The organism is Paraburkholderia silvatlantica (genome assembly GCF_003096715.1).
GTDB lineage: Bacteria > Pseudomonadota > Gammaproteobacteria > Burkholderiales > Burkholderiaceae > Paraburkholderia > Paraburkholderia silvatlantica.
Genome location: NZ_QEOL01000002.1, coordinates 397,115 through 416,523 on the forward strand (window position 1 = coordinate 397,115; position 19,409 = coordinate 416,523).

General features: G+C 65.8%; 19 protein-coding genes. 18 read left to right on the forward strand and 1 reads right to left on the reverse strand.

Features of this window, described 5'->3' with window-relative positions; all coding sequences use genetic code 11:
* Positions 1 to 159: 159 nt before the first annotated feature.
* The 8 genes from C7411_RS04150 to C7411_RS04180 all read left to right on the forward strand — a co-directional run bounded on the left by C7411_RS04150 (position 160) and on the right by C7411_RS04180 (position 7,567).
* Positions 160 to 1,164 carry a methyltransferase domain-containing protein gene (locus C7411_RS04150; protein WP_110383017.1) on the forward strand — a complete coding sequence of 335 codons (1,005 nt, stop codon included), beginning with the start codon at positions 160 to 162 and terminating at the stop codon, positions 1,162 to 1,164.
* A gap of 267 nt (positions 1,165 to 1,431) precedes the next feature.
* Positions 1,432 to 1,908, forward strand: a complete 477-nt coding sequence (locus C7411_RS04155; RefSeq protein ID WP_110383016.1) for a DUF2244 domain-containing protein — start codon at positions 1,432 to 1,434, stop codon at positions 1,906 to 1,908.
* 89 nt (positions 1,909 to 1,997) lie between these two features.
* Positions 1,998 to 3,650, forward strand: a complete 1,653-nt coding sequence (gene coxB, locus C7411_RS04160; RefSeq protein WP_110383015.1) for a cytochrome c oxidase subunit II — start codon at positions 1,998 to 2,000, stop codon at positions 3,648 to 3,650.
* A gap of 176 nt (positions 3,651 to 3,826) precedes the next feature.
* On the forward strand, positions 3,827 to 5,440 hold the full coding sequence (gene ctaD / locus C7411_RS04165; RefSeq protein ID WP_110383014.1) for a cytochrome c oxidase subunit I: 1,614 nt from the start codon (positions 3,827 to 3,829) through the stop codon (positions 5,438 to 5,440).
* A gap of 137 nt (positions 5,441 to 5,577) precedes the next feature.
* Positions 5,578 to 5,718, forward strand: a complete 141-nt coding sequence (locus tag C7411_RS37305) for a cytochrome oxidase small assembly protein (protein ID WP_208867222.1) — start codon at positions 5,578 to 5,580, stop codon at positions 5,716 to 5,718.
* Between the two features lie 40 nt (positions 5,719 to 5,758).
* Positions 5,759 to 6,334: a cytochrome c oxidase assembly protein gene (locus C7411_RS04170; RefSeq protein ID WP_110383013.1), complete on the forward strand. Its 576-nt coding sequence runs from the start codon at positions 5,759 to 5,761 to the stop codon at positions 6,332 to 6,334.
* 109 nt (positions 6,335 to 6,443) lie between these two features.
* On the forward strand, positions 6,444 to 6,605 hold the full coding sequence (locus C7411_RS04175; RefSeq protein ID WP_373682561.1) for a DUF2970 domain-containing protein: 162 nt from the start codon (positions 6,444 to 6,446) through the stop codon (positions 6,603 to 6,605).
* Between the two features lie 104 nt (positions 6,606 to 6,709).
* Positions 6,710 to 7,567, forward strand: coding sequence for a cytochrome c oxidase subunit 3 (locus tag C7411_RS04180; RefSeq protein ID WP_110383011.1), 858 nt, complete (start codon positions 6,710 to 6,712; stop codon positions 7,565 to 7,567).
* Between the two features lie 134 nt (positions 7,568 to 7,701).
* On the opposite strand, the gene C7411_RS04185 is transcribed toward C7411_RS04180, so the two are convergent.
* Positions 7,702 to 7,911 carry a twin transmembrane helix small protein gene (locus tag C7411_RS04185; RefSeq protein ID WP_028201826.1) on the reverse strand — a complete coding sequence of 70 codons (210 nt, stop codon included), beginning with the start codon at positions 7,909 to 7,911 and terminating at the stop codon, positions 7,702 to 7,704.
* Between the two features lie 105 nt (positions 7,912 to 8,016).
* Here C7411_RS04185 and C7411_RS04190 point away from each other — a divergent pair, with 105 nt between their 5' ends.
* The 10 genes from C7411_RS04190 (at position 8,017) to ptsP (ending at position 19,299) form a co-directional block, all read left to right on the forward strand.
* Positions 8,017 to 8,826 carry an SURF1 family protein gene (locus C7411_RS04190; protein ID WP_110383010.1) on the forward strand — a complete coding sequence of 270 codons (810 nt, stop codon included), beginning with the start codon at positions 8,017 to 8,019 and terminating at the stop codon, positions 8,824 to 8,826.
* Positions 8,827 to 8,926: 100 nt separating this feature from the next.
* Positions 8,927 to 9,595, forward strand: a complete 669-nt coding sequence (locus tag C7411_RS04195; protein ID WP_110383295.1) for an SCO family protein — start codon at positions 8,927 to 8,929, stop codon at positions 9,593 to 9,595.
* 38 nt (positions 9,596 to 9,633) lie between these two features.
* Positions 9,634 to 10,743 carry a COX15/CtaA family protein gene (locus C7411_RS04200; RefSeq protein ID WP_110383009.1) on the forward strand — a complete coding sequence of 370 codons (1,110 nt, stop codon included), beginning with the start codon at positions 9,634 to 9,636 and terminating at the stop codon, positions 10,741 to 10,743.
* A gap of 9 nt (positions 10,744 to 10,752) precedes the next feature.
* The gene (gene cyoE / locus C7411_RS04205; protein ID WP_110383008.1) at positions 10,753 to 11,658 is read left to right on the forward strand and encodes a heme o synthase; all 906 of its coding nucleotides are present in this window, start codon (positions 10,753 to 10,755) and stop codon (positions 11,656 to 11,658) included.
* Between the two features lie 4 nt (positions 11,659 to 11,662).
* Positions 11,663 to 12,304 carry an SCO family protein gene (locus C7411_RS04210; RefSeq protein ID WP_110383007.1) on the forward strand — a complete coding sequence of 214 codons (642 nt, stop codon included), beginning with the start codon at positions 11,663 to 11,665 and terminating at the stop codon, positions 12,302 to 12,304.
* Positions 12,305 to 12,495: 191 nt separating this feature from the next.
* Positions 12,496 to 13,308: a MetQ/NlpA family ABC transporter substrate-binding protein gene (locus C7411_RS04215; protein ID WP_110383006.1), complete on the forward strand. Its 813-nt coding sequence runs from the start codon at positions 12,496 to 12,498 to the stop codon at positions 13,306 to 13,308.
* A 460-nt stretch (positions 13,309 to 13,768) separates the two neighbouring features.
* Positions 13,769 to 14,503, forward strand: a complete 735-nt coding sequence (locus C7411_RS04220) for a GntR family transcriptional regulator (RefSeq protein ID WP_110383005.1) — start codon at positions 13,769 to 13,771, stop codon at positions 14,501 to 14,503.
* Between the two features lie 76 nt (positions 14,504 to 14,579).
* Positions 14,580 to 15,683: an N-acetylglucosamine-6-phosphate deacetylase gene (nagA, locus tag C7411_RS04225; protein ID WP_110383004.1), complete on the forward strand. Its 1,104-nt coding sequence runs from the start codon at positions 14,580 to 14,582 to the stop codon at positions 15,681 to 15,683.
* Entirely contained in the window at positions 15,676 to 16,683 is a 1,008-nt protein-coding gene (locus C7411_RS04230) for an SIS domain-containing protein (protein ID WP_110383003.1), read from the forward strand. The genes nagA and C7411_RS04230 overlap by 8 nt, the downstream gene beginning before the upstream one ends.
* Before the next feature lie 12 nt (positions 16,684 to 16,695).
* A complete protein-coding gene (gene ptsP / locus C7411_RS04235; protein WP_110383002.1) occupies positions 16,696 to 19,299 on the forward strand; it encodes a phosphoenolpyruvate--protein phosphotransferase in 2,604 nt (867 codons plus the stop codon).
* Positions 19,300 to 19,409: the final 110 nt, after the last annotated feature.

Here is a 19,409-nt window from a genome sequence, read left to right on the forward strand (position 1 = left end):
AGTGCGGTGCGAAGCGGGCGGCGTGATACGCGCTGCATGGCGTGCATCACGTGAAGAAGGGCGCGGTGGCATCGAAGGACGGCCCGTGCAGCGGGCTCGCGTGACTGAAAGGAAAGGAGTGAGCGAGTATACTTCGCAGACTTCGCCAATACGACCGACATGTCTCCGTCTCCCGCAAGCACTGGCCGTCCGGACTATGACACCCGGCACCTTCGGCGCATCTTCGATCGCCGTGCGGCGACTTTCGACGACGTTGCGTTCCTGCCGCGTGAAATCGCGCAGCGCATGCGCGAGCGCCTCGAGTACATCAAGGTGAATCCCGCGGCCGTGCTCGACATCGCGTGCGGCCAGGGCGACGACCTGCCCGGCTTGCGCGAGCGCTTTCCCGAAGCGCCGGTGTTCGGCACCGATCTCTCCCTCGGCATGCTTCGCCACGCCCGCGAGCACGACGCCCCCGACACGAGCTGGCGGCGTTTTCTGCCCGCCTCGGTCGGCCGCGCGCTCGGTTCGCGCGGTCCGCGTGTTGCGCAGGCCGACTTTGCCGAGCTGCCGTTCGCGCACGGCGCGTTCGAACTGCTGTGGTCGAATCTCGCACTGCACTGGCATCCGCGTCCCGACCTCGTGTTCGGCGAGTGGCAGCGCGTGCTCAGGGTCAACGGCCTGCTCATGTTCAGCACGCTCGGGCCCGACACGCTCAAGGAACTGCGCGGCGCGTTCGCCGAAGTCGAGGCCGCGCACGGCGTGCCGACGCGCGCGCACGTCATCGATTTCGTCGACATGCACGATCTGGGCGACATGCTCGTCGAGAACGGTTTCGAAATTCCGGTGATGGACCAGGAAACGCTCACCATCACCTACAAGACGCCGGAGAAACTGCTCGCCGACGTGCGCCGCTGGGGCGCGTATCCGTTCGCGCGCAACGGCGATAGCGCGGGTGAGGGTGAGAACGGCGGCGGCACGCACGGCGCGCGGCGCCTGCACCGTGCGCTCGTGGCCGCGCTCGAGGCGCGCCGCCGCACGGACGGTCCGCACGCGGGCACGATTCCGCTGACCTTCGAGATCATCTACGGTCACGCGTGGAAGGCCGTGCCGCGCACGACTGCCGAAGGCCATGGCATCGTGCGCATCGAGGACATCGGGCGGGGTCCGGCAAGGAATCGGTAACGTGGTAAGGGGGCTTTCGTTATGCCTGAAATTAGCGCCTGAAAAGCCCCGGAAAAATGCCCGGAAAATCGCTGTAAGGCCCGTCTGGCATGGGTTCGCGGGCAATTGATGCTTGCTTGTTAGGGCAGGGGATCGCGCCTATAATGCGTCAGTTTGCTGCACGGAAGGGTCCCCAAAATCCATTGTGGCAAGTCCAGATGTTCCCGTAGTTGTGCGAGGCGCGACGCGGCGATAGTCTGGCGAGGTTGCAAGTGGGGGAAGCGGGCGATGCAGGCGTCTGATCTGCTGGCGAGTCCAGAGCCGGTCCTGAAAGACTGGACCATGAAGCGCAACTGTTCGGTTTCGCCCAGGCAATTCGTGTTCTTCTATGTTTCGCTGGCGCTGGTTTCCATCGCGATCGCCGTTCTGTTGTTGATCCACGGCGCCTGGCTGGTTTTGCCGTTTACCGGTATCGATCTGTTGGTAGTAGGCGGCGCTTTTGTCATTTATGCGCGCCATGCTGTCGATTACGAACGTATCAGGCTTTATCCGAACCGGCTGGTGATCGAACAGATGAGCGCCGACGTGCTCACGCAGTTCGAATTCAATCCCCGCTGGGTCCGGGTCGAGCCGGGCGCGACCCCACGCGACCCGGTGCGTCTCGTGTCCCGCGGCCAGGCGGTCGCTGTCGGGTTGCATCTGCCGCAATATCGGCGTGCGCAGTTCGCGCGGGAACTGCGCGCCTCGCTTGCGCGCGCGCTTTGATGCGCGGTGCGTGAGCTTGCCGGTTGGCGGTATGAGCGTCCCAGGGGGCGCCCTGGTTGCAAAACCTTCCTGCGGGGTCGAGGGTTTGAATGGAAATTATGGGTAAGGAAGCTATGAAAACAATCAAGCGAGCCCTCCAGGGCGTGCTGGCGTGCAGCGGATTCCTCGTCGCCGGCGCGGCACTCGCAGTTGGAGACAGCCCAGGCGGCCCTGCGGTGAACGAGATCAATTTCCAGCCGCCCGTCACGCGCATCGCCGAAGAGCTCTACAGCCTCCACATGATGATGCTGCTCTTGTGCGCCGTGATTTTCGTCGGCGTGTTCGGCGTCATGTTCTATTCGATCTACGCGCACCGTAAATCGAAGGGCCACAAGGCCGCTCACTTCCATGAGAGCACCACGGTCGAAATCATCTGGACGGTGGTGCCGTTCATCATCGTCGTGCTGATGGCGCTGCCCGCCACCAAGGCCGTCGTCGCGATGAAGGACACCTCCAACGCCGATCTCACCGTGAAGGTCACGGGCTACCAGTGGAAATGGGGCTACGACTACGTGAAGGGGCCGGGCGAGGGCATCAACTTCCTCTCCACGCTCAGCACGCCGCGCTCCGAGGTGAACAACCGCGTGCCGATCACCGATACGTACCTGCAGGAAGTCGACAATCCGCTCGTCGTGCCGGTCAACAAGAAGATCCGCATCATCACCACGGCCAACGACGTCGTGCACTCGTGGTACGTGCCCGCGTTCGGCGTGAAGCAGGACGCGATTCCCGGCTTCGTGCGCGACACGTGGTTCAAGGCCGACAAGGTCGGCACCTATCGCGGCTTCTGTACCGAGCTGTGCGGCAAGGAGCACGCGTTCATGCCGGTCGTCGTCGAGGTGCTTTCCGACGAGGACTACGCGAAGTGGGTCGATACGCAAAAGGCGAAGATGGCCGCCGCCAGCGACGACCCGAACAAGACCTACACGCTGGCCGAGCTCAAGGAGCGCGGCGAGAAGGTCTACATGTCGAACTGCGCGGTGTGCCACCAGCCCACCGGCAAGGGCGCGGGCGCGTTCCCTGCGCTCGACGGCAGCAAGATCGCCAACGGGCCGATCGCCGGGCACGTGAACATCGTCCTGCACGGCAAGAACGCCATGCCTGCGTGGGCGCCTACGCTGAACGACGTCGAGATCGCTTCGGTCATCACGTTCGAGCGCAATTCGTGGGGCAACCATACCGACGACATTCTGCAGCCGCGTCAGGTGGCCGACGCGCGTAACGGCAAGATGCCCGAAGGCGGCGACCATACCGCCGCGGCGGGTGCGGGTGGCGCGAGCGGCGCGGCCGCCGCAAGCGGTGCGCAAGAGGCTAGCGGCGCGGCCGAAGCGAGCGCGGCAAGTGGTGCGGCCCCCGCAAGCGGCGCGGATCAGGCGCCGGGCGCAGCCGCATTGCCGGCGAGCGTCTACTTCGAAGTGGGCAAGAGCGCGCTGCCCGCCGACGCGAAGGACGCCATCCAGGCTGCAGCCGACTACGCGAAGGCGCACCCGGACGCGAAGTTCACGCTGTCGGGCTACACCGATTCGAGCGGCAATGCCAGCACGAACGCCGAGCTCGCCAGGCGCCGCGCGCAAGCGGTGCGCGACGCGATGAAGGCGGCAGGCATCGCCGAAGACCACATCATTCTGAAGAAGCCGGAAACGATCACGGGCGGCGCGAACGCGAAAGAAGCGCGCCGGGTGGAGATCAGCGCGGCGGCCTGAGCGGGCCGGTGCGGGAAGGACAGGCAGCAACGGGCGCAGGGCAGGCGCTGCGCGAGCATAGAACAAGCAGGCAAACGCTGCAGCAAGAGACACAGGCAATTCGCTTCCGCAGTTAAATTGCATGGGGCCGGAGTCAGGCGTGAAAGCGCCAACTCCGGGCCGACAGGAGATAAGTCATGTCTAGCATCGGACACGATGTAGCTGGAGGGCACGGCCACGTGCACGGCGACCACGCGCACGCCACGCCCCACGGCTGGCGCCGCTGGCTGCTGGCGACGAACCACAAGGACATCGGAACGCTGTATCTGCTCTTCTCGTTCGTGATGTTCCTCTCGGGCGGCGTCATGGCGCTCGCCATTCGTGCGGAGCTGTTCGAGCCGGGCATGCAGATCATGCGCCCCGAGTTCTTCAACCAGCTCACCACGATGCACGGTCTCATCATGGTGTTCGGCGCGATCATGCCGGCCTTCGTGGGCTTCGCGAACTGGATGATTCCGCTGCAGATCGGCGCTTCGGACATGGCGTTCGCGCGCATGAACAACTTCAGCTTCTGGCTGCTGCCCGCCGCCGCGTGTCTGCTGGTCGGCTCGTTCTTCGCACCGGGCGGCGCGACCGCCGCGGGCTGGACGCTCTACGCGCCGCTCTCCACGCAGATGGGCCCGGGCATGGACTTCGCGATCTTCGCGGTGCACATCATGGGCGCCTCGTCGATCATGGGCGGCATCAACATTGTCGTGACCATCCTGAACCTGCGCGCGCCGGGCATGACGCTCATGAAGATGCCGATGTTCGTGTGGACGTGGCTCATCACCGCCTACCTGCTGATCGCCGTGATGCCGGTGCTCGCGGGCGCGATCACGATGCTGCTGTTCGACCGCCACTTCGGCACGAGCTTCTTCAACGCTGCCGGCGGCGGCGACCCGGTCATGTACCAGCACATCTTCTGGTTCTTCGGGCACCCCGAGGTCTACATCATGATCTTGCCGGCGTTCGGGATCGTCTCGCAGGTCATTCCGGCGTTCTCGCGCAAGCCGCTGTTCGGCTATAGCTCGATGGTGTACGCCACGGCATCGATTGCGATTCTCTCGTTCATGGTCTGGGCTCACCACATGTTCGCCACCGGCATGCCGGTCACGGGCCAGCTCTTCTTCATGTACGCGACGATGCTGATCGCCGTGCCGACGGGCGTGAAGGTGTTCAACTGGGTCGCCACCATGTGGCGCGGCTCGCTCACCTTCGAAACGCCGATGCTGTTCGCGGTGGGCTTCCTCATCGTGTTCACGTTCGGCGGTCTCTCGGGCCTGATGCTCGCCATGGCGCCACTCGACATCCAGTATCACGGCACCTATTTCGTGGTCGCGCACTTCCATTACGTGCTGGTGGCGGGATCATTATTCGCGTTGTTTGCGGGCTGGTACTACTGGGCTCCAAAATGGACCGGCTGGATGTACAACGAGATGCGCGGCAAGATCCACTTCTGGTGCTCGCTCATCTTCTTCAACCTCGCGTTCCTGCCGATGCACTTCGTCGGCCTGGCCGGCATGCCGCGCCGCTACGCCGACTATCCGGCCCAGTTCACCGACTGGAACCAGGTGATCACGATCGGCGCCTTCGGCTTCGGACTTTCTCAGGTGTACTTCCTGTTTGCGGTGGCGCTGCCTGCGTATCGCGGCGGCGGCGAACTGGAGAAGGCCGGCGACAAGCCGTGGGACGGTGCAACGGGCCTCGAGTGGACCGTGCCGAGCCCGGCGCCGTTCCACACGTTCGAGAATCCGCCGACGGTCGAGTGAGCCGTTGAGTCTGTGGCGTCCGGCTGTGCGCAGCCGGGCGCAAACGAAGTCAGCGGTCTTCACGCAGTCTTCATCGGAGCACGTACGAGAGGCCATTCACGATGCAAGGAGAAGCCGCGGCCGGCCGCGCTGAACGCATGACCCGGGATCCACAAAAAAGACGCACGCCCGAGCAGATCCGCGCGGGCAATCTGCGGCTCGGCCTCATTCTGTTGGCCGTCGTAGTCGGTTTCTTTGTGGCTGCCGTCGTCAAGCAGGTGTATTTCCCCGGCCACTGACGCGCAGCGCGTTTGCCGGAAGATCGTTCGAGGAAGTCCGATGTCCACGCAAGCTGGAAATGATCGCGCGTTCAACCGGTCGATGCTCATCAAGCTCGTCGTCGTGGCGCTGCTGATGTTCGGATTCGGCTTTGCGCTCGTGCCGATGTATCGCGCGATCTGCCAGGTCACCGGCATCAACAACCTGGTGCAGCGCGACGCCACCGGGCGCGAGGCGCGCAACACGCAGGTGGACATGACGCGCACGATCTCCGTGGAGTTCGACGCGAACGCACGCGGGCTGCTCGGTTTCAAGCCGGAGCAAACGAGCCTCGACGTGCATCCGGGCGAAGTCATGACGGTGATGTACGACATTTCGAACAACGAAGGACGCACGATCGACGCGCAGGCCATTCCGAGCTACGCGCCGAAGCAGGCGACGGAGTACTTCCGCAAGATCGAGTGTTTCTGCTTCACGCAGCAGGTCCTGAAGGCGAACGAGACGAAGCGCATGCCGGTGGTGTTCGTGATCGACCCCAAGCTGCCGAAGGACGTGAAGACGATCACGCTGTCGTACACGTTCTTCGAACTGAACAAGCCGGCCGTGCCGCCGCCGAAGCAGTCGGCGGGCGCATGAGGCTTCGGAGCCGGGATCAACGAGGCCAGGAGGCGAAAGGCGCATGAGCGACGAACGCGGCGGTGCAGATGCAGGGCCGGCGAAGAAGAAGGGCGGCATCCTGCAGGTGATGAAAGCGGTGGCGTGGTCCTTTCTCGGCGTGCGCAAGCGCGCCGACCTCGAAGACGACGCCGCGAACCTGCACCCCGTGCAGTTGATCATCGCGGGCATCATCGGTGCGGTGCTGTTCATCGTCGTGCTGCTGCTGATCGTGCACGCGGTGGTGGGATGAGTTTTTCGCGCGCAACGCCGCGCGCGATGCAGTGAATAACGAGGACACACTCGGATCAATGCAGCCGGCGATGTCCGGTGCAACTGGAAACTGGAGAAACTGGCATGAGCGGCCAAAACGATAGCCCGTACTACTTCGTACCGCATCCGTCGCGGCACCCGATCAGCGCGTCCATTGGGCTTCTGGTCATGCTCGCGTCGCTCGCCTCGTGGATCAACGGCGAGTCGTGGGCGCCGATCGGCGTGCTCGTCGGCTTGCTGTGGCTGCTCTTCACGCTGTGGCACTGGTTCGGCGACGCCATCGCCGAATCCGAGGGCGGCATGTACGGCAAGCGTGTCGACGTGTCGTACCGGTGGAGCATGAGCTGGTTCATCTTCTCCGAAGTGATGTTCTTCGGCGCGTTCTTCGGCGCGCTCTTCTACGCGCGCGCGATCGCCCTGCATCAGCTCGGCAGCCTCGACTACAAGCTGATCTGGCCGGACTTCTCGGCCATCTGGCCGAACAACGGTCCCGCGGCGCTGGTCTCGCACTTCCGCTCGATGACGCCGTGGCCCGTGCCGACCATCAACACGGCGCTGCTGCTGTCCTCGGGTGCGACGCTCACGGTTTCGCACCATGCGCTGCGCGACAACCATCGCTCGAAGGCCATCGCCTGGCTCGCCGCGACGATCGTGCTGGGCGTGTGCTTCCTCTTCCTGCAGGCGTTCGAATACATCCATGCGTACAACGAACTGAACCTCACGCTCGCTTCGGGCATCTACGGTTCGACGTTCTTCCTGCTCACGGGCTTCCACGGCTTCCACGTGTTCCTGGGCGGCACGATGCTGACTGTCGTGATGATCCGGCTCATTCGCGGCCACTTCACCGCGGAGCATCACTTCGCATTCGAAGGCGCGGCATGGTACTGGCACTTCGTTGACGTGGTGTGGCTCGGCCTCTACGTCGTCGTGTACTGGCTGTGATGCGTGGTGCGCCGCGCGCGTCGCGGCGCGCGGAACGGGAATGAAACCAGGCGCCGCCCGACCTCGTCGGCGCGGCGCCTTGTGTTTTCCGCAATGAAGTTTGCGCGGCAGTGTTCGGTGAGGGCCAGCCGCGCTCAGCGACCGTAAGGAATGCCGGTGGACTGGATCCAGCCCATCCAGTGCGCGAACAGGATGAACAGGAATAGCGAAATGGAAAGGCCCACGCGCGTGGCGAGCGACCAGACCATCCGCTTGGTGCGGCCCCGGTCGTGCATCATGAAGTAGAGCGCGGAGATCATGCTCGCGATGATCAGCGCGAACGCAACGGGGACGAGTATGTGCATGAAGTTCACGGAATTTGGCATGCCTGAAAACGTCTGTCTCATTATCGCACCACGCTGCGTGGCGCGGGGTTCGATCACGGGTATCTCACGCATCGGACGTGCCCAATGAAATTCCGGCTCGTCCCCGCGTTGCTCATCCTGATCGTGATGGCCGTGACGATCCGGCTCGGCTTCTGGCAGCGCGACCGCGCGCATCAGAAGGAGGCGCTGCAGGCACAAATCACGCAGTACGAATCGTCTGCGCCGCAGCCGGTGGGCGCCGCGCCGCTCGCGCTGAAGGACATCGAGTTCCATCGTGTGCGGGCGACGGGCACGTTCCTGCCCGAGCGCGCGGTGTATCTCGACAATCGGCCGTATAACGATCAGCCGGGCTTCTATGTCGTGATGCCGCTTAAACTCGAAGGCGGCGGCTACGTGCTGGTCAATCGCGGCTGGCTGCCGCGCAACATCGCGGACCGCGCCGCGATCGCGCCCTATGTCACGCCGCCTGGGCCGGTCGTCGTGGAAGGCATTGCGCGCGCGGACGCCTCGCGCGCGTTCGAACTCGGTGCGGGCGGCTCTGCAGCGCATCAGAAGATACGGCAGAATCTCGGCGTCGCTTCCTACGCAGCGGAAACCGGGTTGCCGCTGCAACCGTTCGTGATCCAGCAAACCGGTTTCGTGCCGGCCTTCAAGGACGGGCTCGTGCGCGACTGGCCGGCGCCGGATACCGATGTCGAGCGCAACTACGGCTACATGCTCCAGTGGTGGGGCATGGCGCTCGCTGCCCTCGGTTTCGGCCTGTTTGCGGCCCGTAAGGCTGCGAAAAGCGCTGCGAAAAGCGCTGCGACAAAAGCGCGCACCGAAGGCGAGGCCGGGCGGCACGCCGAAGCGCCCGGAAGGCCAGGCACAGGCAGCGCAAAGGACGCCCGATGATCCGTCGGACGAATCAATGGCATCCGACATGATCCGGACAACGGCGCCGCGCATGCAGCACATGGACAACCGACAGCGACAGAAGCGAGGTTTCACGAGAGTGTCGACGCAATCCCCCCGTTCCGCCCCGGTCGCACAGCCGGCCGCCACGTCCGCGCAGAAGGACGCGCACCAGGACGCGCACAAGAACGCAAAGCGGCGCGGCCGCTGGACGCTGCTCATCATTGCGCTCATTTGCGGCGCGCCGATCGCGATTTCGTACTTCACGTACTACGTGATCAAGCCAAAGGGCGGCACGACGAGCTATGGCGCGCTCATCGAGCCGCAGCGGCCCATTCCCGGCGCGCTCATGGTGACGGGCGAAGACGGTCATGAAGTGCCGCTCGCCTCGCTCAAGGGCCGCTGGCTGATGATCTCGGCGAATGGCGGGGACTGTGATGAAGCCTGCGCGACGAAGCTCTATTTCATGCGCCAGGTGCGCGCGACGCAGGGCCCGGAGCGCGAGCGCATCGTCACGGTCTGGCTGCGTACCGATGACGCAGGTGTCCCTGCGAAAGTGAAGGGCGCCTACGCGGACACGCGCATGCTGCGCGCCGATCCGGTCGCCGTTGCTGCGTGGCTGCCCGCGACGCCGACGACGAAAGACACCGACCACATCTATCTGGTCGATCCGAACGGCAACCTGATGATGCGATTCCCGGCGCACGCCGATCCGTCGAAAATCAAACAAGACGTCACTAAACTGCTCAAGTGGTCCCGCATCGGTTAAGGTGCGCAGCGCGAGTCTGACAGAGAAGAGTAAGAGAGATGTTTATCCTGGAGCTGGGCCTGATTGGCCTGTGCATCGCGTTGTTGCCGCTCTCGTGGGTCTGGGTGAAGGCCGACGACAACAAGTTTCGCAAGCTCGTGTGGCTCACGACGTTCATGACGCTCGACCTCGTGATGTTCGGCGGCTTCACGCGCCTGACCGACTCGGGCCTCGGCTGTCCTGACTGGCCGGGCTGCTATGGCACGTCGTCGCCATTTATCGCGCATGCGCAGATTGCCGCGGCGCATCTCGCCATGCCGAGCGGCCCCGTGAGCATGACGAAGGCGTGGATCGAGATGATCCACCGCTATTTCGCCATGGCCATCGGTGTCCTGATCATCGCGCAGATGGCGATTGCCTGGCGCGCGCGCATCAAGCGCCTGCCGCTGCATGTGTCGCCGTGGTGGCCCACCGCGCTGCTCGGGCTGATCCTCGTGCAGGGCGTGTTCGGCGCGTGGACGGTGACGATGAAACTGCAGCCCGTCATCGTCACCACGCACCTCCTGCTCGGCCTCACGCTGCTCGGCTCGCTCGCGTGGCTCGGCGCGCGCATGACGCCGCTGCCCGCCTACGAGCCCGATGCCGCGCGCTGGCGCGTGGCCGCGCTGGCGGCGCTCGGGCTGCTCGTTTTGCAGATCGCGCTGGGCGGCTGGGTGAGCACGAACTACGCGGTGCTCGCCTGCACCGACTTCCCGACCTGCAACGGCGCGTGGATTCCGCCGATGGATTTCCATCACGGCTTCCACCTGTGGCGCGCGCTCGGCATGGACGGCAACGGCGACGTGATCACGCAGGACGCGCTCGTCGCGATCCACTGGACGCACCGTACGTTCGCGTTCGTCGTGATCGCTTATCTGGTATGGTTCGCCCTCAAGTTGCGACGCTATGTCTCGCTGCGACGCCCGGCAAACTGGATCATGATCGTCATCTTTATCCAGTTTTTGACTGGGCTTTCCAACATCGTGCTGCAGTGGCCGCTGCCCGTCGCAGTGGCGCACAACGGTGGCGCGGCGGTCCTGCTGCTTTTGGTCGTCGTGCTAAACTTTCGAATTGCTTGTAGCCGCCCCGGCCGCGCCGTTCTCCCAGCGCGCGACACCGCTGCGGTGTGATCCCGCCCTATGGAAAGTACAACCTTATCCCAGACGCCCGGTAGCCGGATTTCCCAATATCTCGCGCTCACCAAGCCGCGCGTCACGCAACTCGCCGTGTTTTGCGCCGTCATCGGCATGTTCCTCGCCGTGCCGGGCATGGTGCCCTGGAAGCAGCTGATCGGCGGCACCGTCGGCATCTGGCTCACGGCCGGTGCGGCCTTCGCGATCAACTGTCTCGTCGAGCAAAAGGTGGATGCGCGCATGCGTCGCACTGCCTGGCGTCCTTCAGCGCGCGGCGAGATCACGAGCACCCAGATCCTGATCTTCTCGGCGGTGATCGGCGGCCTCGGCATGTGGGTGCTGTACACGTTCACCAATCCGCTCACCATGTGGCTTACGGTCGCGACCTTCATTGGCTACGCGATCATCTACACGCTGCTGCTCAAGCCGGCCACGCCGCAGAACATCGTGATCGGCGGCGCCTCGGGCGCCATGCCGCCGGCGCTCGGCTGGGCCGCGGTGACGGGCCACGTGCCCGGCGACGCCTGGATTCTCGTGCTCATTATTTTCGTGTGGACGCCGCCGCATTTCTGGGCGCTCGCGCTCTACCGCCGCAAGGACTACGAAAACGCCGGCCTGCCGATGCTGCCGAACACGCACGGCGAAAAGTACACGCGTCTGCACATCCTGCTCTACACCGTGATCCTGTTCGCGGTCACGCTGATGCCTTACATCTCGGGCATGAGCGGCGTGCTGTATCTGGCTGCGGCCGTGCTGCTCGGCGCGGTGTTCCTCGCCTACGCGTGGAAGATCTACGTCGAGTATTCCGACGCACTGGCGCGCAAGACTTTCCGCTATTCGATCGTCTACCTCTCGTTGCTGTTCGTGGCGCTGCTCGTCGACCATTACGTGCATGCGCTCATCGCGGCGTAACGACATGGCCCACCGCACGCTTGCGCGCCTTGCGCGCGCCACGGTCGTCGCGCTTGCCGCTGCAGGCGCACTCGGCGGCACGCTGGTTCTCGGGGGCTGCGGCCAGCAGCCGCCCTCGTTCTCGAACCTCGACATCACCGGCAATACGCAGTTCGGCAAGGACTTCGCATTGCCCGACACCAGCGGCAAGACGCGCACGCTCGCCGACTTCAAGGACAAGGTGGTCGTGCTGTTCTTCGGCTACACGCACTGTCCGGACGTCTGCCCGACCACCATGGCCGAGCTTTCGCAGGCGCTCCAGCAGTTGGGCCCCGATGCGGCGAAGCGCGTGCAGGTGCTGTTCGTCACCGTCGATCCCGAGCGCGACACGCCGCAGATCCTGAGCCAGTACGCGGCCGCGTTCAATCCGGCCTTCATTGGGCTGCGCCCGGCCAACGAGGACCAGCTCAAGCAGGTGGCGAAGGATTTCCGCGTGTACTACGCGAAGGTGCCCGGCAACACGCCGGACAGCTACACGATGGACCACACCGCTGCGAGCTACGTGTTCGACACGACCGGCAAGCTGCGCCTCTTTGCGCGCGACGGGCAGGGCGTCACGCCCTGGCTGCACGATCTGAAGATCCTCCTCGGCTCGAATCCCGACTAAGGGACGTCCGGCGTGTTCGCCTCGAGAGGCGCACACGCGCCGCGCGCTTCAGGGCCGCGCGGGCATACCAGTATGCGAATTCATTATTTCCGGCAACTGGTTCCATATGAGACGATTTATATTGTCCGGCAGACGGCGCACCACGCCGCGGAATCGGAGCAACACCAAAACCATGCAGGAACACCATCTTCATGCAGCGCAGAAATCTGATTAAAGCACTCCTCGCCGGCGTAGCCGCCACCACGCTCGCAGCCAGCTTCGGCGCACGCGCGGACGACCAGGTCATCAAGGTCGGCACCGTTGCGGGTCCGGACGCGCAAGTCTGGGCCGTCGTCCAGAAGGTTGCCAGGCGCGAAGGCCTGAACGTCAAGGTCGTCGAATTCAACGACTACGTGCAGCCGAACGCCGCGCTCGACGCCGGCGACCTCGACGCCAACAGCTTCCAGACCGGCCCGTATCTCGACAGCCAGATCAAGCAGCGCGGCTACAAGCTCGTGAACGCGGGCCTCACGTACATCTCGCCCATTGGCGTGTACTCGAAGAAGCTCAAATCCCTGAACGAGCTGCCGCAGGGCGCGAAGGTCGCCGTGCCGAACGACCCGTCGAACGAAAACCGCGCGCTGCTGCTCCTGCAAAGCAAGGGCCTGATCAAGCTGCGCGCCGGCGCGGGCACCAACGGCAATAATGCGACGCCGCTCGACCTCGCCGAAAACGCGAAGAAGATCAAGCTCGTCGAACTCGACGCCGCACAGCTTCCGCGCGCGCTCGGCGACGTGGACGCCGCCGTGATCAACACGAACTACGCGCTCGCGGCCGGCCTGCAGCCGACCAAAGACGCCATCGCAATCGAGGACATTCACAGTCCGTACGCGAACCTGATCGCCGTCCGCACCCCGGACAAGGACAAGCCGTGGGTGAAGAAGCTGGTTGCCGCCTACCAGTCGGAAGACGTGCGCCAGTTCATCAAGAACGAGTTCAAGGGCTCGATGGTTCCGTCGTTCTAAGGGACCTACGAGAAGCGGCTGTCCGCGTCCAGTCGACGCGAGAGCCAGCAGGACCCGAACGCCGTGGCGAGCGCCACGGCGTTTTTTATTGCGCGTGCGCTATCGGGATCCGCGCGTTCCTGCCTGCCGAAGCCGCGTCCTGGTCCTATGGCGGTACTACGGTGGGCTATGTCAGATAACCTGTTGATGCCACTTTGGTCCCATTGTGGCGTCCCGGGGTACCGTTCCAGGGTAAATCCCGATATCGCCCGTGTCCCGCCGGAGCCTTGTGTTTTTGTGCAATATATTGATTTTTAACGATATTTTTTGATGTCCTCCGGTGCTGCGGTATTGGTTGACTGGTCTTATTGTGGTTATATAATGGGCTCGATTCCGCACCGGACCAATCTGCACAACCGGCACTGCCGCGTAGCATGCCCGTCCGGCCCCCCACGATCGTCCAACCGCTGGCGCCAAGTCCATGGAAACCCGTTGGTCTGCCCTGATGCCCGATGCGCGCAACGTGACGCCGCTCTACCTGCAGCTGGCGCGCAACCTTGCCACGGCCATTCACTGCGGCGTATGGTCGGCCGGCGAGGCGCTGCCGTCGGAGCGCACGCTGTCGGACGCCATCGGCGTGTCGCGCATCACCGCGCGCAAGGCGATCGAGCTGCTCGTGGAGCAGGGGCTGATCCGGCGCGCGCGCGGCGCGGGCAGCTTCATCACGCCGCGCGTGGAAGATCCGCTTTCGCGCCTCACGGGCTTCACGAAGAAAATGGAGCAGCGCGGCTTCACGCCCGACTCGGTGTGGCTCGCGCGCGAGGTACGGCCCGCGCATCGCGAGGAGATCGTGCAGCTCGGCCTCTCGCCGGGCGCTTCGGTCGCGAGCCTGCGCCGCCTGCGCCGCGCCGACGGCACCGTGATGGCGGTCGAGCATTCGGCGCTGCCGGTATCGATCGTGCCGGACCCGCAAGCCATCGAGGGCTCGCTGTATGCGTATCTGGAGCAGCGCCGCGTGCCCGTGGTGCGCGCCCTGCAGCACTTTCGCGCGGTCAACGCGACGGGCGAGATCGCCGCGCTGATGGGCGTCGAGCCGCGCGCGGCGCTGCTCGTCATCACGCGCGTGGGCTTTTCCGCCGATCAGCGCGCCATCGAGCTGACCGACACCTATTGCCGCGACGGCTATTACGACTTCGTTGCGGAGCTGCGCCAGTGAACGCCGCCGCAGTCTCTCTCATGCACGTCACCGAACCGTCCTACCGCGCTTCGATGCGCCTCATCGGAAAACTCTCATGCTGAGCGGAAACATACTCACCCCTGAAGGCTGGATCCACGGCACGCTGTCGTTCGAGAACGGACGCATCACCGCGATCACGGGCGAGGCCACCGATCCGGCGAAGAACGACGCGCCTTACATCCTGCCGGGCTTCATCGACCTGCACGTGCATGGCGGCGGCGGCGCCGACGTGATGGAAGCCGGCGACGCGATCGAAACCATCGCGCGCACCCACGCCCGTTACGGCACCACGAGCCTGCTCGCCACCACCATGACCGCTCCGCGCGACGAACTGATGAACGTGGTCGCGGGCCTTGGCCACGTCACGCGCAACCGCACGGCGGGCGGCGCACGCGTGCTGGGCGTGCACCTCGAAGGCCCGTACATCAATCCGGGCAAGCTCGGCGCGCAGCCCGACGCCGCCGTTTCGGCCGTGCTCGACGAAGTGCTCAAGTACCTGTCGATCGCGCCGATTCGCGTGGTGACCGTGGCGCCCGAGATTGCGGGCCATATCGAGATCATCGGCGAGATGGCGGCGCGCGGCGTGCGCGTGCAGATCGGCCACTCGCTCGCGACCTACGACGACGCCGTGGCCGCGCTCAAGCACGGCGCCTGCGGCTTCACGCACCTCTTCAACGCGATGTCGCCGCTGCATCATCGCAACCCTGGCGTGGTCGGCGCGGCGCTCGCGCATGCCGAGTACGCGGAGATCATTCCGGACCTGCTGCACGTGCATCCCGGTGCGATCCGCGCCGCGCTGCGCGCCATTCCGCGCCTGTATGTAGTGACCGACAGCACCTCGGCCACCGGCATGCCCGACGGCGAATACCGCCTCGGCAGCCAGCACGTGACGAAATGCCTTGGCGGCGTGCGCCTCGCCGACGGCACGCTCGCGGGCAGCACCCTCACCATGGACCAGGCGCTGCGCAACCTCGTCTCGATCGGCCTGCCGATCGCGGACGTGTCCGCGCGCCTGTCGCGCTATGCCGCCGACTACCTCGGCATCGAAGACCGTGGCCGCCTTGCGCGCGGCGCATGGGCCGATGTCAACGTGTTCGATCGCGAGCTGGCGCTCACCGCGACCTATGTCGAAGGAGAATCGATTGTCGAATATGCTTAAGGAAGCGCTGGCCTCGGCCGGCGTCGTCGCCGCGCAGCTCGCGGACACCTCGCGCGTCGAGGCGCTCGCCCGCGCGCTGGCGGCCGAGCCGCGCCACGTCGCGCTGACCGTCGCGCGCGGCAGTTCGGACCATGCGGCGAGCTACTTCGCTGCGCTCACCATGAGCCGCATCGGCGTACCGGTGGCGACGCTGCCGATGTCGATCGCGACGCTCCAGCAGGCGCCCTTACGTGTGCGCGGCCAGTTTGCCCTCGCTTTTTCCCAATCAGGTAGGAGTCCTGACCTCGTCGCGACGATCAAGGCGCTGCGCGAAGCCGGCGCGCTGACGGCGGCGATGGTCAACGTCGCGGGCTCGCCGCTCGCCGAGGCCGCCGGCACGGAGCTGCCGCTCCTCGCCGGTCCCGAGCTGAGCGTGGCGGCAACCAAGAGCTATATCGCGATGCTCGCGATGTCGGCGCAGCTCGTCGGCTTCTGGCAGCGCGACGCCGCGTTCCTCGACGCCGTGCGCACGCTGCCCGACGCGCTCGATCGCGCGGGCACGCTCGACTGGTCGAAGGCCGTCGAAGAATTGCGCGACGTAAAACAGATGATTGTCATCGGCCGCGGTCCGGGCCTCGCCATTGCGCAGGAGGCTGCGCTCAAGCTCAAGGAAACCTCGGGCATTCAGGCCGAAGCGTTTTCGAGCGCCGAAGTGCGCCACGGCCCGATGGAGCTGATCGACCGCGATTACCCGCTGCTCGTGTTCGCCCCGCGCGGGCCGGAGCAGGCGGGTCTGATCGAGTTTGCGCGCGACATGGAAAAGCGCGGTGCGCGCGTGCTGCTCGCGGCACCCGCCGACGTGGCCAGCGCGGCACTGCCGCTCGAAACGGCTGCCGATGCGGCACTCGATCCCATCGCGGCCATTTTGTCGTTCTACGTGATGGCGGCCGGCCTCGCCGCCGCGCGCGGCCGCAATCCGGACGAGCCGCGGTACCTGAACAAAGTCACCGAAACCCACTAGATTGGAAAGCGAATGGAACGCATCGAGGAGTCTCGCCTGATGGATCCGCATACTCGCGTCGAGGGGCACATCGTATTGGCCTCGCCGCTCACCGGGCCGGTCGTGCCGCTCGCGTCGGTGCCCGATCCGGTGTTCTCGGAAGGGTTGTTCGGCGACGGAATCGGCGTCGATCCGCTCGTTGGCCGCGTCGTCGCGCCGTGCGACGGCATCGTCGTGCATCTCGCGCGCACGGGCCACGCGATCACGCTGCAATCGGCAGAAGGCGCACAGGTGCTCGTGCACGTCGGCATCGACACCGTCGAGCTGAACGGCAAGGGCTTCACGCCGAAGGTCACGCAGGGCGCGCAGGTGCGTCTCGGCGACACGTTGATCGAGTTCGATCTCGACGTGGTGGCGTGCAATGCGCCGAGCCTCGTTTCGGTCGTCGCGATCGCCAATTCGGATGCATTCGAAGTGATCGAGCGCGCGGGCGCGGGGCACGTCGAAGCGGGCAAGTCCGCGCTGCTCGTGCTGCGCGTGCGTGACGGCGTGGAGGTCGCGCCCGCCCACGAATTGATCGCAAACGAAGTGCGCCGCAGCGTCACGCTCACGCATGCGGGCGGCCTCCATGCGCGGCCGGCCGCGCGGGCCCGCGAAGCGGTGCGCGGCATCGATGCGCGCGTCGAGGTCCGCTTTGGCGAACGCAAGTCCGCGATCGAGAGCGTCGTCGGCCTGCTCGGCCTCGGCGCGGGCGAGGGCGCGACCATCGAGCTCGTCGGCATCGGCCTGGAGGCGCAGCGCGCCGTGGACGCCGTCGCGAACGAACTCCTGCGCGAAGCGCCCGGTGAGGGCGGCGCGGCAAGTGAATTGCCGGCGCGGCAGCAGTCGCCCGCACCGCTGATGCAGGAAGCCGCGGCCGCCGTGGCGTCGTCCGCCGAGCCGGGCGTGCTCGCGGGCGTGTGCGCGGCGCCGGGCGTCGCGGTGGGCAGGCTGGTGCGCTGGGACGAAGCCGAACTCACGCCGCCCGAATTCGCGGGCGGCACATCGGCCGCGGAAAGCCGCCTGCTCGACAAGGCGATCGCCGCCGTGGACGCCGAGCTGAATCAGAGCGTGCGCACGGCTTCGCAGCGCGGCGCGATCGGCGAGGCGGGCATTTTCACGATGCACCGCGTGCTGCTCGAAGACCCGACGCTCGTCGACGCCGCGCGCGACGCGATCAGCCTCGGCAAGAGCGCGGGCTACGCGTGGCGCGAGGCGATCCGCGCGCAGATCGCGGTGCTCGGCAAGGTGGACGATCCGCTGCTCGCGGAGCGCGCCGCCGACCTGCGCGACCTCGAAAAGCGCGTGCTGCGCGCGCTCGGTCTGTCTAATACGGCCGCGCGCACGCTGCCCGAAGAAGCCGTCCTCGCCGCCGACGAATTCACGCCGTCCGATCTCGCTTCGCTCGACCGCAAGCGCGTGATGGCGCTCGTGATGGCGCGCGGCGGCGCGACCTCGCACGCCGCGATCATCGCGCGCCAGGCCGGCATTCCGGCGCTCGTGGCGCTCGGCGACGCGCTTCATGCGGTGCCCGAAGGCACCGAAGTCGTCATCGATGCGGGTGCCGGCCGCTTTGCGTACACGCCGAGCGCGCTCGACATCGAGCGTGCGCGCAGCGAGAAGCAGCGCCTCGCCAGCGTGCGCGAAGCGAACCGCCGCACGTCGCAGGAAGCCGCAGCCACACGCGACGGCCATGCGGTGGAAGTCGCCGCCAACATCGCGACGCTGGAAGACGCCAGCACGGCGGTGGAAAACGGCGCGGACGCCGTGGGCCTGCTGCGCACGGAACTGCTTTTTATCCATCGCCAGGCCGCGCCGACGGTGGAAGAACATCTTCAGAGCTACCAGGCCATTACGGACGCACTCGCAGGCCGTACGGCGATCATCCGCACGCTCGACGTGGGCGCGGACAAGGAAGTCGACTATCTCACGCTGCCGCCGGAGCCGAATCCGGCGCTGGGTCTGCGCGGCATCCGCCTCGCGCAGGTGCGGCCCGATCTGCTGGACGACCAGCTGCGCGGACTCGTTGCCGTGAAGCCGGCGGGCAAGGTGCGCATCCTGTTGCCGATGGTGACCGACGTGGGCGAGCTCGTGCGTCTGCGCGAGCGCATCGATGCATTCGCACGCGAAGCGGGCCGCACGGAGCCGATCGAGGTGGGCGTGATGATCGAGGTGCCCTCCGCAGCCCTGCTCGCGGACCAGCTCGCGCGCCACGCCGATTTTCTCTCGATCGGCACCAACGACCTCACGCAGTACACGCTCGCGATGGACCGTTGCCGGCCTGACCTCGCGGCGCAGGCCGACGGTCTGCACCCGGCCGTGCTGCGTCTCGTGGCGGCGGCGGTCGAGGGCGCGAACAAGCACGGCAAGTGGGTCGGCGTGTGCGGCGCGCTGGCGGGCGATCCGCTCGCGGTGCCGCTGCTCGTCGGCCTCGGCGTGACGGAGCTTTCCGTCGATCCGGTTTCGGTGCCGTCGATCAAGGCGCGCGTGCGCAAGCTCGACTACAACGACTGTCGCGAGCGTGCGCAGCACGCGCTCGCACTCGAATCGGCGCAAGCCGTGCGTGCGGCCAGCCGCGAAAGCTGGCCGCTCGATTGATGGTTTCTGTTTCACCCACCCCAGGCAATCCTTAGAAACATGCCGGCGTGCGCAGCGATCGCGCGCCGGCTTCTCTCACCCCCACACGTCAAGCAAGAGATAAAGACTGG